Annotated in this window: 17 protein-coding genes; 11 read left to right on the top strand and 6 right to left on the bottom strand. The window is 64.8% G+C overall.

The genetic code is table 11. From position 1 onward, the window contains the following. Positions 1-48 precede the first annotated feature (48 nt). A complete protein-coding gene (locus ABVF28_RS16290) occupies positions 49-324 on the bottom strand; it encodes a hypothetical protein (protein ID WP_371031330.1) in 276 nt (91 codons plus the stop codon). Between the two features lie 173 nt (positions 325-497). Here ABVF28_RS16290 and ABVF28_RS16285 point away from each other — a divergent pair, with 173 nt between their 5' ends. The 3 genes from ABVF28_RS16285 (at position 498) to ABVF28_RS16275 (ending at position 2,762) form a co-directional block, all read left to right on the top strand. Then, a complete protein-coding gene (locus tag ABVF28_RS16285; protein ID WP_371031329.1) occupies positions 498-1,109 on the top strand; it encodes a TetR family transcriptional regulator in 612 nt (203 codons plus the stop codon). A 53-nt stretch (positions 1,110-1,162) separates the two neighbouring features. Next, complete coding sequence (locus ABVF28_RS16280; RefSeq protein ID WP_371031328.1) at positions 1,163-1,777, top strand: hypothetical protein; 615 nt, start codon at positions 1,163-1,165, stop codon at positions 1,775-1,777. 385 nt (positions 1,778-2,162) lie between these two features. Continuing rightward, entirely contained in the window at positions 2,163-2,762 is a 600-nt protein-coding gene (locus tag ABVF28_RS16275) for a recombinase family protein (protein WP_371031327.1), read from the top strand. Between the two features lie 261 nt (positions 2,763-3,023). Here ABVF28_RS16275 and ABVF28_RS16270 read toward each other — a convergent pair whose 3' ends face one another. The 3 genes from ABVF28_RS16270 to ABVF28_RS16260 all read right to left on the bottom strand — a co-directional run bounded on the left by ABVF28_RS16270 (position 3,024) and on the right by ABVF28_RS16260 (position 4,431). Continuing rightward, complete coding sequence (locus ABVF28_RS16270) at positions 3,024-3,323, bottom strand: hypothetical protein (protein ID WP_371031326.1); 300 nt, start codon at positions 3,321-3,323, stop codon at positions 3,024-3,026. Continuing rightward, positions 3,323-3,970, bottom strand: coding sequence for an AAA family ATPase (locus ABVF28_RS16265; RefSeq protein WP_371031325.1), 648 nt, complete (start codon positions 3,968-3,970; stop codon positions 3,323-3,325). Before ABVF28_RS16265 ends, ABVF28_RS16270 begins: the two co-directional genes overlap by 1 nt. 188 nt (positions 3,971-4,158) lie before the next feature. Continuing rightward, a complete protein-coding gene (locus ABVF28_RS16260; RefSeq protein WP_371031324.1) occupies positions 4,159-4,431 on the bottom strand; it encodes a hypothetical protein in 273 nt (90 codons plus the stop codon). Positions 4,432-4,783: 352 nt separating this feature from the next. Between ABVF28_RS16260 and ABVF28_RS16255 the strand changes: the two genes are divergently transcribed. Then, positions 4,784-5,821: a DUF3560 domain-containing protein gene (locus ABVF28_RS16255; protein ID WP_371031323.1), complete on the top strand. Its 1,038-nt coding sequence runs from the start codon at positions 4,784-4,786 to the stop codon at positions 5,819-5,821. Between the two features lie 98 nt (positions 5,822-5,919). Here the strand turns inward: ABVF28_RS16255 and ABVF28_RS16250 are convergent, their stop codons facing one another. Beyond that, complete coding sequence (locus ABVF28_RS16250) at positions 5,920-6,327, bottom strand: hypothetical protein (RefSeq protein WP_371031322.1); 408 nt, start codon at positions 6,325-6,327, stop codon at positions 5,920-5,922. 420 nt (positions 6,328-6,747) lie between these two features. On the opposite strand from ABVF28_RS16250, the gene ABVF28_RS16245 reads away from it, so the two are divergent. The 4 genes from ABVF28_RS16245 (at position 6,748) to ABVF28_RS16230 (ending at position 8,168) form a co-directional block, all read left to right on the top strand. Next, on the top strand, positions 6,748-7,152 hold the full coding sequence (locus tag ABVF28_RS16245; protein WP_371031321.1) for a hypothetical protein: 405 nt from the start codon (positions 6,748-6,750) through the stop codon (positions 7,150-7,152). Between the two features lie 84 nt (positions 7,153-7,236). Beyond that, positions 7,237-7,458, top strand: a complete 222-nt coding sequence (locus tag ABVF28_RS16240; RefSeq protein ID WP_371031320.1) for a hypothetical protein — start codon at positions 7,237-7,239, stop codon at positions 7,456-7,458. After that, complete coding sequence (locus tag ABVF28_RS16235; RefSeq protein WP_371031319.1) at positions 7,455-7,715, top strand: hypothetical protein; 261 nt, start codon at positions 7,455-7,457, stop codon at positions 7,713-7,715. Before ABVF28_RS16240 ends, ABVF28_RS16235 begins: the two co-directional genes overlap by 4 nt. 36 nt (positions 7,716-7,751) lie before the next feature. After that, positions 7,752-8,168, top strand: coding sequence for a single-stranded DNA-binding protein (locus ABVF28_RS16230; protein WP_371031318.1), 417 nt, complete (start codon positions 7,752-7,754; stop codon positions 8,166-8,168). A gap of 88 nt (positions 8,169-8,256) precedes the next feature. On the opposite strand, the gene ABVF28_RS16225 is transcribed toward ABVF28_RS16230, so the two are convergent. Then, a complete protein-coding gene (locus ABVF28_RS16225; protein ID WP_371031317.1) occupies positions 8,257-8,769 on the bottom strand; it encodes a hypothetical protein in 513 nt (170 codons plus the stop codon). 189 nt (positions 8,770-8,958) lie between these two features. Here ABVF28_RS16225 and ABVF28_RS16220 point away from each other — a divergent pair, with 189 nt between their 5' ends. The 3 genes from ABVF28_RS16220 to ABVF28_RS16210 all read left to right on the top strand — a co-directional run bounded on the left by ABVF28_RS16220 (position 8,959) and on the right by ABVF28_RS16210 (position 10,916). After that, the gene (locus ABVF28_RS16220; RefSeq protein WP_371031316.1) at positions 8,959-9,207 is read left to right on the top strand and encodes a hypothetical protein; all 249 of its coding nucleotides are present in this window, start codon (positions 8,959-8,961) and stop codon (positions 9,205-9,207) included. A gap of 132 nt (positions 9,208-9,339) precedes the next feature. Next, a complete protein-coding gene (locus tag ABVF28_RS16215) occupies positions 9,340-9,903 on the top strand; it encodes a hypothetical protein (RefSeq protein WP_371031315.1) in 564 nt (187 codons plus the stop codon). Further along, positions 9,903-10,916, top strand: coding sequence for a zeta toxin family protein (locus ABVF28_RS16210; protein ID WP_371031314.1), 1,014 nt, complete (start codon positions 9,903-9,905; stop codon positions 10,914-10,916). The genes ABVF28_RS16215 and ABVF28_RS16210 overlap by 1 nt, the downstream gene beginning before the upstream one ends. Positions 10,917-10,968 lie beyond the last annotated feature (52 nt).

The following is a 10,968-nucleotide window of genomic DNA, read 5'->3' as shown; positions in this document are numbered from 1 at the left end:
CAGCATGCGGTGCCGACCCAAGGGCGGGCACCGCAGGCTGCTGCTTCTCTACTTGCCGCGGGCCTGTTTGTTATAGACCTCGATCGCTCGATAGATGCGGGCAACCTTCACTCCGTAGCCGGCATCGTTATAGCTGGCGAGTGCGACTTCAACCTGGGCGTCATCAAGGGTTAGGAGTGACCCGGTGATACCGTTTTCGTATGCTCCATGCGCCAGCGTGAGCGCCGCTGATCGCAGGTTGAAGTTGCTGTCTGTGCGCAGGCGGTTCCAGATTTCGAAGATGTGGTTGAGGTTGTCTGGATCGCGGACTGGCTCGCCGGTCATTCCTCGCTGCCTTGCCCAATTAATTGCTCGGATTGCCGTCTCCGCGAAGATCTGGCACAGGCCTGTGGATGAGTGGACTCTGACCCCTTCCTACGGCACCGCCGTAGTCTGCGTCCATTCAGGAGAAGGTGTGAGTCTCAAGCTTGTGGATTGGTGATCGGTAGGCTCTGAGCATGGCCGGATCTGTGGCGAATCAAGAGCGTCGAGGGCGTGGGAGACCTCGGAAGGGTGCAGTCGATGCGCGCGAGCAGATTCTTGTAGCTGCGTCGGAGGAGTTCACGGAGAACGGGTACGAGGCCGCGACGATTAGGGCCATCGCTTCTCGGGCTGGTGTCGACCCCGCGCTGGTGCATCACTACTTCGGGAACAAGCCCGATCTGCTCGCTGCCGTGTTGGGATCGCCGTTCCGCCCGGATCAGGGCGTCCCAGCTCTTCTCGATGGCCCGGCAGATCAGACGGGCGAACGTATTGTGCGTTACATCCTCACCACTTGGGACAACCCCAAAGTACGAAAGCGTACGGCCTTGCTCTTGCGTTCAGCGTTGACAACTCCGGCGACAACCGCACTCGTCGCCGGGTTCCTGCAACGAGAGCTGCTTGACAAGGTTGCCGCTCGCGTGAGTGCTGACGATGCGGAGCTTCGCGCCGGTCTGGTTTCCACCCAGATCGCAGGCCTCGTCGTGGGGCGCTACCTCCTGCGCATACCGACGCTCGTGGATGCCCCCGAAGACGTACTCGTGCGCCGGATCGGCGAAACGGTCCAGCGGTACCTGTTCAATGAGTGAACGCGCACGCAGTCACTATGGGGTGAGCCTTCGTCTCATGCCATAATTCAACAGTGATGAATAAATCGAAGGGCGCTCGTGCCGCCGCCAACGCCCCCGGCACCGACCTGCGTGTCAAGGTTGCATCTGTGGTGATAGCGGCCCTGTTGATCGTGCTGCTCGCGATTGTCTCGCCTGGCATGGCGATGTGGTGGACGTTCATCCCGGCGATGGTGATCGCGTGCGGGTCGCACCTGGCGAGCACGGCCAAAGCTGCGCCGGACCCAGCGCGAGTCCTGCCGATCTATCTTGTCGCGCTCGCATGGCAGTTCCTTCACTTCGCCGAGGAGTACTCCGGCCAGTTCTGGATACGCTGGCCAGAGGACGTCTTCGCCGCGCCACCCATGACGGTCGAGTTCTTCATCTGGGGCAACATGGCGTCTTACGCTGCGTTTACCCTCGGCGCGCTCACGCTGTTCAAGGGCTGGCGGGTGCCGCTGCTGATCGTCTGGTTCTTCGCAATCATGGGCATCATGGGCAACGCAATAGGTCATCCGATCTACGCCCTCATCTCCGGTGACGTCTTCTTCCCTGGCACGCTCACCTCACTTGCCTATTGGCTCATCGGCCCCGCCCTTATTCTTCGACTCTGGCGATCCTCTCGAAGTCGCGAGGCAGTGCAGGTCTGACCAGCGCCTTCCCGAGTCGCCGCTCATGGGGCAAACGATGGGGCACCGAATACGTTTCTGCAGGTATCGGGAGGTACGCGCGGGCTGACACCACCCCGGAAACCGCTGATCTTATGCGGTTCTCTGCCCCTGGTGTGGGTGCCTGTTCAGGCGAAGGCAAGAGTTCAACTCCCACGCCGTCCGGCCAGTGGAGCCTCCGCGACCGTCGCCCGTAGCCGGTAGACTGATCCCTGCAAACACGCAGATTCTGACGCAGCTATGTTTGCTCCCCTACGGGGTGCCCACTCCCCCGTAAGTCCGGGGCTCATTTTGTCTCAAAAACTCGCCTCATCGTAGATCGTCTCAGTCGCCACAAGCTTCGGGGTTTCTGAGGCAAACTGTCCGAGTGAGACTTCTCGGCTACACCCGCGTCAGCACCGCGACCCAAGATGCGCAGCTCCAGCTCGACGCACTCGTCGACGTCGGCGTGCAGAAGCGCGACGTCTTCGCCGACGTAACGTCCGGGAGTCGGACCGCGATCGAACGCCCGGGCATGAAACGGCTACTCGAGCATGCAGAGGCCGGCGACACCGTCGTCGTCTGGCGCGTCGATCGGTTGGGACGATCCCTCATTGACGTACTCAACACCGTCAACTTGCTGCGGGAGCGCGGCATCAACGTACGTTCCATCTCGGACGGCATCGATCCAGCGACGTCCACGGGCCGGCTCATGTTGAACATGCTCGCCACCCTCGCCGAGTATGAGCGTGAGCTCATCGTCGAGCGTGTGAACGCCGGCATCGCCGCGGCCCGCCAGAACGGCACGAAGTTCGGCCGGCCCCTCTCAGATCCTGTCCAGGTCGAAGAGAAACTCCAGGTCGTCTCCGACGCACGCAAGCGTGGGCGTACGGCTGCAGACGCAGCTCGTCTTGTCGGGTGGAGCCGTGCGACGCTCTACCGGCACCAAAGAGCACAGGCTCTGGCTGAGCAAAGAGCGATTGAGTGAGCTCCTGGCGCCGCACCGCTGCAGCGGTGCCACTCCCCCGGTTGCGCATCCCTTGAAACGCCATAGGTGGCGACGGCCAAGGTTATCCGGGTCGAGGACGACCGTCGCGTTTACTCACAGTCAAACGTCGAGTCAAGTGTCGACGAAGCCCTCTGTGACGTCCACTGTCAGGATTTCGACTGAAGCAGCGAGCCAAGATCGGCACATTCTAGACAGACGATAGCACCTGATATCTGATGATATCAGGCGCTATGGCATCGGCTACTTACTACGCTCGTCGAGCTGTTCTAGACCTAACTCCAGCGCCATCAGCAGGACCGTGTGAACCGGGTATCGCCGCTGTTTCGCGTAGTCCATGAGGCCATCGCGGAGGGCTTCGTTCTTCTCCCAGCGCACAAGGCTCGATGCGGGTGCCCTCGCGCCGTCCGGTTGCTCCTTGCGCGGCGCTCGCTTCGGGGCGACCGGCACGGCTTGCTCGGGCGTCGCGTCGGCTGCCGCGCCGAATGCGGCGATTGCGGAGGGATCGGCTGCCTGCGGTTTCTTGTTGCGCACGATGGCCATTACGAGGTCACCTCCGCGGCAAGAGCCCGCACCTCAGCTTTGGCAGCCCCCTGCGAGCCGCTGCGCGTGGGCATCTCTAGGACGCCGCGGCCGTCCGACACTGAGTCTCGGAACAGCTTTCGGTGCCCGAAAACAGTGCTGAGTGCCGTCACCTCGTCGAACTCGCGAACGTACTCGGTGACGTCTTCCGTCTCAGTCTCAAACGCGTTCGTCGGAACCTGGCTGAACAGAGCTCGCGCCGCCAGGCTCGGGTTGAAGTTCTTCGCCGTCGTGATGACGTCTGCGAACTCCTCCAATGTCTCAGCATCGAACTGGCTCGCCCGCAGCACAACTATGAGTTGGTCAGCGACAGTCATGGCCGTGCGCATCTCCTCGTTGTCGTCTCCGGCGACGTCGACGATCACGTGGTCATAGTGCTGGGCGAGGTCTGCGATGACCGCGTGCAGGTTGCCCCGTTTCTCAATCAGTGTCGTGCGGGGCTCGTGCCCATTTTCGATCCGCCGCGCGTGCCACTTCGAGAGCGTGCGCTGCTTGTCGGCATCGATGAAGAGAACTTGCGCGCCGTCGAGCGCGAGGGCTACCCCGAGGTTGATAGCCACGGTCGTCTTGCCGGGGCCCCCCTTGGTTCCTCCGAGCAATGTGATCATCTGGTTCTCCCCCGCGTAGATATCAAGTGATGCTCCATGCTAGCTCGTGATATCAATTACAAGCAACCGCAAGCGATAGCTAGCAACTGCTAGTAAGTACCAGCAAGCGCTAGCGACTGCTAGCATTCGATATCAGTCAATATTATGTGCGAGTAGTAGCTACCTGTCGATATCAGCGTGTCCGCAGCTCACCACGCGAGAACGAGACGCCAGGTGTCGCCGTCGTTACGGAGGTCGTACAGCCCGGGGTCATGCTCGGTCCCGTCGCGTGCAGCGCTCACGCGCCAGAACTCGTCGTCGATGCGGCTGGGGGAGCTCTCACCGGTCCACCACGGCGGTCGACGCCGGTAGAAGACCATGGGCGGATCGGTGATGACGTAGGGGAAAAGGTTCCACCAGAACACGGCAGGCCGCTCGTCGACGAGTTCGACAGTGATCGGATCATCGAGGGTCGTGCTCATGTGCGCAGTGTGGCACGAGCCACGGACAGAGGAGGCTGCCGATGGCCGTGCGGGGGGAGTCGGACCAGCGAGTCCTGCGGTGAACGGCCTACGGCCGCCAGCGCTGCTCACGCCTGCGGCGCTCGTTTTCTTGCCTGGAAGCCTGCGGCGATTGTACGGACGATCCGTGGAGCACAAGCCCCGCTGCGCGCGGCCAGCTCCTCCGAGATTTTCGACCCGCGCTCGCAGGCTCGCTTATTCCGGCCCGAAATTCTCTCCACCCGCTGCCCTCCGGGTTGCTGCTCCACTCCTCGTCCTGATCGGCACTGCGTGCCTTCCAGGCAAAAAAACGATGGAGAGATGGAGACACATCATGACCAGTCACACAGCCACCGATACGGCCGCCGAGGTGGGGGAGCGGACGCGCAGCGTCCTTACGATCACCCACACCCACGAGGCCGGAACCTTGATCGAGGGCACCGCCCGCGGCGATGGCACCGCCGCTGTCCTGAAAGAGCAGCGGTGGCGCTGGAGCCGCAATCTCGGGGCCTGGTACGTGCCGCAGAGTCGCGACCGCCGACCCAAGCACCACGTGATCCGCCCGACCGTCGCAGCCCTGGAGGCGGCAGGCTTCGAGGTCACCACGGAGCTCGACGAGAGCACCCGCAGCGCTGCGGAGGTGGACGCGGCCCGCACGGAGCGGGCGAACGACCGCGCCGCCGCGCTCGACGAAAAGGCCGGCCGCAAGGCAGCCGACGCCGAAGCAGCTGAGCTGCGCCGACAGCGCGACTACAACAGCCTGCCCGAGGGCGGGGAGCCCATCAAGATCGGGCACCACTCCGAGGCGCGCCACCGCCGCGCCCACGACCGCGCCTGGTCGAGCCTGGGGAAGAGCGTCGAGGCCGACCGCGCCGCCGAGGAAGCCGAACGCCGCGCGAGGATCGCGGCCAGCGCCAACAGCGCCCGCCACAACCCGGTCACGGTCGCCAACCGCATCGAGAAGCTGCAGGCCGACGAGCGACGCATGCAACGCCGCATCACGGAGCAGACGTACTCCTACGAGCACGGCTACCAGGACGCGACGCCCGAGAAGCAGGCCGCACGCGCGGAAGCGCTCGCCCCAGACCTCGCGGAGCTCCGCGACCAGATCGACTTCTGGGAAGGCATCCGCGCCGAGCAGATCGCCAGCGGCAAGGCGACCGACTACGGCCGCCACAACGTCGCCAAGGGCGACGCCGTGCAGGTGCGCGGCACCTGGTGGATCGTCGCGCGCTGCAACGCCAAGACCGTCGCCGTCGAGACCGAGTACAGCTGGACGCATAAGACGCCCTGGCACGAGGTGCAGGACCACCGCACAGCCGCTCAGCTCGAAGAAGCGAGAGCGAAGAAGGCAGCCGCCGGGCTGTCGTAGCTGCCGAGGGTGCGGCGCGGGGAGACCCTAGCCGCACCCAGGCGACCTGGTGGCCGCCGCGAGGGGGATGCACCCCCTCGCGCACCCCCGCGCGAGGGCTAGTCCTGGGGCGGTGAGTCGCTGAGCGCCTGGACGCGGATCGGGAAGTCGACGCTTCGCGCGAGACGCAGTCTGATGTCCAGCGAGTGGGTGATGGCTTTGAGGATTTGGTACGGGTCCACGTTGTGGATCAGGAAGTCCGTGACAGGTATCTCACCACCGTTTGCCGCCGCGATTTTCGGTAGGACGTCGCCACCCTCGGGCACGCTCTCCCTGTCGACGGCGAACACGTGCAGGTCGTGACTGAGCTCGCCGCCACCGAGCTCGATACCGACAATGAACCATGCCTCCTGGTCGATGCTCACGAGCTCGTAGAGTGACGGCCCAGTCATCCGTTGGTCCAGTTGCGCTGTTCCGTGCCAGTCGTCGTAGGTGACCTCTGCGTCACCCCAGATGTAGTCCGTCATGCGGCGAATGCTGCCAGTCCGAGATGAATGCGGGAGCCGCGCCACGCTCCAACCCGGGCTGGAGACGACCTCGCGGCCGCCGCGATGGGGAAGCATCCCCCTCGTGCACCCCCAGCTCACAAAAGGCTCCCTGCGGTCGCGAGGGATGCCGCTTCGCGGCCAGCATCCTCCTCACGCCTGCGGCGCTCGTTCTTTTGCCTGGAAGCCTGCGGCGATTGTACGGACGCTCCGTGGAGCACAAGCCGCGCTGCGCGCGGCCAGCTCCGCCGAGACTTTCGACCCGCGCTCGCAGGCTCGCTTATTCCGGCCCGAAACTCTCTCCACCCGCTGCCCTGCGGGTTGCTGCTCCACTCCTCGTCCTGATCGGCACTGCGTGCCTTCCAGGCAAAAAAACGATGGAGAGATGGAGACACACACATCATGGAACGTCCCACAGGAGCCGTCACGATCAAGCTCGACGCAGACATCCTTCTTGCCCGCGCTCGCGCGGCCGAAGCCGCACGCCTCGAAGACGAAGTCTTCGACCCGGCAACGCTGACCCACGGGCCAGGCCCGCAGATGCTCGTCACGGTGGATCGCGGCGTGGCTGCCGTGATCAACGGTGAAGGCGTCGGGGAAGTAGAGCAGGACTTCGACCGCATCGACGTCTGGTTCACCCGCTCCGGCATGTGGGAGACGGTGCCGCTCTCCCTGGCCGACATCAACGCCGCCGCGACCGAGGAAACGATCGACCTGGCAGACGGCATCCGCCGTTTCGGAGATCGCCTCGACATGAACCACCACACGTGGTTCAGCCGCTACGACCGCGACCACCGCCCCGCCTAACCCAGGAAGACAGCGAGGGTCGGGCGGTCTGAGGAACCGGCCCTCGCTTCCCCGACAGATTGCCACACCGAGAGGACCCGAACCATGCTTGAACTCATCACCCCAACCGCCACGATCACCGCAGACACCGAAGTCGAGCTCGCGAGCCGGTGGGCCGCGCTGGAGCACGGCGACGACTGGGACGCCGACGTCATCCCGCTCGTCGAGCACAGCACCGTGTGGGCGTACGTCGAGGCGCTGGAGCTCGTGCGAGACGGCCACGTCGACGAACACGAGCTGACCGAAACCGAGCGAGGTGCGGCATGACGCTCGTCGGCCGCAACGAGGACAGCTCCGGGTTCTACGAGATCTACCAGGAGGGCGCCGCACTGGTGACGTACACGGGCTCGAGTCCTGACGAGCTTCAGGAGCTCGGCGTGCAGCTGCTGCGGCCCGTCGACGCCGGTAGCGTCGAACAAGGTGACGCGCACTGGTACGAGTACGGGGCGGACGGTCACAGCTGCGGCATCTACGAGGGCGACGGGTTCGCCCGCATCGATGGCATCACCTACGAGCTCCACTAACCACCAAGACATCCACGACGACGCCGAGGAGGGCGCATGTTCACGCAGATCACCCGCACAGGGAATCTCACCAAGACCCCGACGCTGTTTCGCGACCAGGACGGCGGCAAGTACACGTACGCGAGCATCGCGTGCTCGCGCCGCTTCAAAAACAAGGCGGGGGAGTGGCAGTCCGGTCCCCGCATCGTCTACGACGTGCACGTGACCGGGAACCTTGCGGCAGCGGTCGTTGACCTCGCGACCAGGTGCGGAAACGTCGCGCTGGAGTTCACCGGCCGCCTCATCGAAGAGGCGGACGATTCCGGCACGATCCGGCAGAAGGTCTACGCCGACAACGTGACCGTGAGCCTGCGCGGCCAGAACGTCACCGTGGAACGCCCCAAGGGCAAGCCCCGGCAGGGGCCGGACCTCGCCGCCGAGGCCAGCAGCGCCTGGGAAGAGCAGGCCGACTAGCCCCGCTCCGAGCCGCCGGCCTCGCTGCGGGCAGCTCGGGCGAGGGGGGCACCCCTCGCGCACCCCGAGAAGCGCCCGGCGAGTTCTCTCACCACGCCTTTTTCCTTGTCGCGCGCTGGGCCATGTAGAGCAACGCGATGGACAGCTCGGATGCGAGGCGTTCGGCGGCGAGGGCGTCGTGCTCAAGCGTGACAGTGCCGCGTATCTGCGCGTGACCGTGAGAGATGGCCCATTCCTTTTCCGTCATTGTCCCGACCTCGAGTGCGTGGCGAACCTCGGTGCGCACGTCTCCCTCGGTCACCCATTGGAGCATCGCCAGCCAAGCGTCGAACACGTCGAGCGGTTCGAGAAGCACCGGCTCGAACGTCTCACCGTCGACGGTGACGGGCGCCGGCACGAGCGCGCCATCGACTTCACGCAGCGGGGGAGTTTTGCCCCAGAGGAGCCAGGACATGCCGTCGACGGGTCTCGTCGCGACGGGCCGCCAGCAGACGATGCGCTTCGTCCAGCGCGACGCGACCCGCTCCGAGACTGTCTCGCACCGAAGGGTGAGTGAAGCGAGCGCGCCTGCGGCAGCGATCTTCTCTACTGGTTCGATCATGCGCGTGAGTGTTCCACGGGCTACCGACACCGATCGGCTCACTGGAGTGTTCGCTCGTCTGCGGGCCGATCGGGCGAGGGGACACCCCTCGCGCACCCCGACAGGACGACTCGAGAGGGTCACGACCCCAGCGCTCGAGGAACGCGCCGGGCTCGAAGCCGTGTCGGAGGAGAGTGGGAGACTGCCGCTATGACTGAGCAGCCCCCGCATCTCGTGACCCTCGACCTCACAGATGAGGACCGCCACGCGATCCTCATCAACGCACTCCAGGACTACGCCAATTCCGCCCTCGACAACGTCGAGCGCGCCGAGAGCACCACCGCGGAACGCGATCACTTCCAGATCGTCGCAAGTACCGCCAGCGATCTCATCGACGAGATCATGGCTGCGGGAGGTCACGCGGCCCCGGTCGCGGCGCCGGACCTGTACGCGACCTGACCCGCAGATCCTTCGTGGTCTCAGCCTCCCGGGTGCGGAGCGTGCAGCCCGGACCGGTGAGTGGCTCGCGAACGTCGAAATAGCCTGACAATCCGGACTGATACCGTGGGGTATCACCCTTTGGAGGTTTGTATGTCTACTCAGCTTGAAGATCGCGCCAGGGAGGCTCGTTTGCTTCGTCGTCGTTCGGAGCTTGACCGGCTCTCGTATATCCGCAAGGTGGGGGAGCTCGCGCCGTTGGGGTCGCAGCGGGAAATCGCGAAGGTGCTTGGGATTGCGCAGCCGAATGTGTCGAAGGCGTTGAAGGCTGCTGCGGCTGCGCCGCCGCTGGTGGAGGGGTTCTCTGGGGCTGATCCGTTCGAGATCGCGGAGCGGTACTCCATCGGTGAGTTGACGCTGTTCCAGCTCGTGCACGAGCTGCTGCGGTGGGACTACAAGCCGACGCAGCGCACGGATGGGTACGACGATCTGTTGTTTTCGGTGCCGGGTTCGTGGGATGACATTGTGCGCGCCGAGAGTGAGGGGTTAATCGGTCTGGACGTGTACGGGTACGTGCAGCGGGAGACCGCGGCGTTGGACGCGCAGCAGGAGGCTGCTGGGGAGCCCTACCGTGGGTTCACCGATGAGGAGGCGAACGAGGCTGCGCAGCGGTTCGTGGAGGCTGCCTCTGGTGATGTGCTGGCCGGGGCTGCCTAGTGGTGGATGCGTCGCTGGTGGAGCGTCACCGGCGGGGTGTGGTTGAGCTTTCGCGCGATGGTGCGGCGCTCGCGCCGAATGCGCCGACGGCGACGATTCGGAACCCTGAGTGGTTCGTGACGCAGCGCGGGGTGTCGACGCCGACGCCGCAGCGTCGCGAGCTGCACAAGGCGCTGAAACGCGAGTATCTGGAGAAGTACCCGGACGTGCGTAACGAGTCGCGCGCGATGGTGCTGGCGGGTCCTCCGGGCGCGGGTAAGTCGACTGCCAAGGGTGAGGTGCTTGGGGAGCGGTCGGAGCAGTACCTGACGGTGGACGCGGACGAGTTCAAAGCCATGTTGCTGCGTGAAGCACTGGCCGATGGCAGCTACGAGTCCTTCATCAAGCCCGACGCGGTGAAGTCGCTTGAAGCGAGCGGGGAGCAGTTCTTCCCGTTGGAGCTTGCGTCGCTCGTGCACGAGGAGTCCTCGATGCTCGCGAAGGAGCTGCGCGACGAGGCGTTGCGCGAGGGGAAGAACGTCATCATCGACACGGTGTTGTCGTCGGAGACGAGCGCGCGTCAGCTCGGGCGGCAGCTCGCAGCTGAGGGCTATACGGCCGAGGTGTTGGACGTCGAAGTGTCCTACGACATCTCGCAGGGTCGCATCGCGAAACGCTGGCAGCAGTCCTACGAGGAAGCCACTGAGAAAGGTGGGCTCGGTGGCCGCTGGGTGCCCAGTGAATACGCACGCAGTGTGTTTGATGGACCGAACGGCAAAACCAAGTCCGAGGCTGCCGCGAAAGTACTCGCTGAGGAGTGCCCTGTGGTGCAGCGCTACCGCGTCTATCGCACCACGCAGGAGAGCACGCCCGAGCGTCCCGCGGTCGCGTCCTGGGAGGTCGACATGAAGCGTGCAGCGCCAGGCGCTGCGCTCACGACTCCGAAGGCCGCCGCCGCTGCCGAGCACTACAAGATCGCTCATCCGCAGCCGCCACAGATCGCCCCGAAGCGTGGTTCTGATCTCGGCCGGTAGATGCCGCCCCGCACGTCACGACCCCCTGCCCCGGTAGCCCGGTGCAGGGGGT

Origin of the sequence: Pseudoclavibacter sp. JSM 162008 (genome assembly GCF_041366455.1) — a bacterium.
Classification (GTDB): domain Bacteria; phylum Actinomycetota; class Actinomycetes; order Actinomycetales; family Microbacteriaceae; genus Pseudoclavibacter.
The sequence above is the reverse complement of the archived record's forward strand: the minus strand, read 5'-3'. Positions and strand labels throughout refer to the sequence as shown.

Coding starts and splice junctions, on each gene's coding strand:
- ABVF28_RS16230 (WP_371031318.1), top strand. CDS start 7,752: ATGTTCACGCAGATCACCCGCACAGGGAATCTCACCAAGACCCCGACG.
- ABVF28_RS16235 (WP_371031319.1), top strand. CDS start 7,455: ATGACGCTCGTCGGCCGCAACGAGGACAGCTCCGGGTTCTACGAGATC.
- ABVF28_RS16255 (WP_371031323.1), top strand. CDS start 4,784: ATGACCAGTCACACAGCCACCGATACGGCCGCCGAGGTGGGGGAGCGG.
- ABVF28_RS16220 (WP_371031316.1), top strand. CDS start 8,959: ATGACTGAGCAGCCCCCGCATCTCGTGACCCTCGACCTCACAGATGAG.
- ABVF28_RS16215 (WP_371031315.1), top strand. CDS start 9,340: ATGTCTACTCAGCTTGAAGATCGCGCCAGGGAGGCTCGTTTGCTTCGT.
- ABVF28_RS16265 (WP_371031325.1), bottom strand. CDS start 3,970: ATGATCACATTGCTCGGAGGAACCAAGGGGGGCCCCGGCAAGACGACC.
- ABVF28_RS16260 (WP_371031324.1), bottom strand. CDS start 4,431: ATGAGCACGACCCTCGATGATCCGATCACTGTCGAACTCGTCGACGAG.
- ABVF28_RS16225 (WP_371031317.1), bottom strand. CDS start 8,769: ATGATCGAACCAGTAGAGAAGATCGCTGCCGCAGGCGCGCTCGCTTCA.
- ABVF28_RS16270 (WP_371031326.1), bottom strand. CDS start 3,323: ATGGCCATCGTGCGCAACAAGAAACCGCAGGCAGCCGATCCCTCCGCA.
- ABVF28_RS16250 (WP_371031322.1), bottom strand. CDS start 6,327: ATGACGGACTACATCTGGGGTGACGCAGAGGTCACCTACGACGACTGG.
- ABVF28_RS16245 (WP_371031321.1), top strand. CDS start 6,748: ATGGAACGTCCCACAGGAGCCGTCACGATCAAGCTCGACGCAGACATC.
- ABVF28_RS16285 (WP_371031329.1), top strand. CDS start 498: ATGGCCGGATCTGTGGCGAATCAAGAGCGTCGAGGGCGTGGGAGACCT.
- ABVF28_RS16240 (WP_371031320.1), top strand. CDS start 7,237: ATGCTTGAACTCATCACCCCAACCGCCACGATCACCGCAGACACCGAA.
- ABVF28_RS16290 (WP_371031330.1), bottom strand. CDS start 324: ATGACCGGCGAGCCAGTCCGCGATCCAGACAACCTCAACCACATCTTC.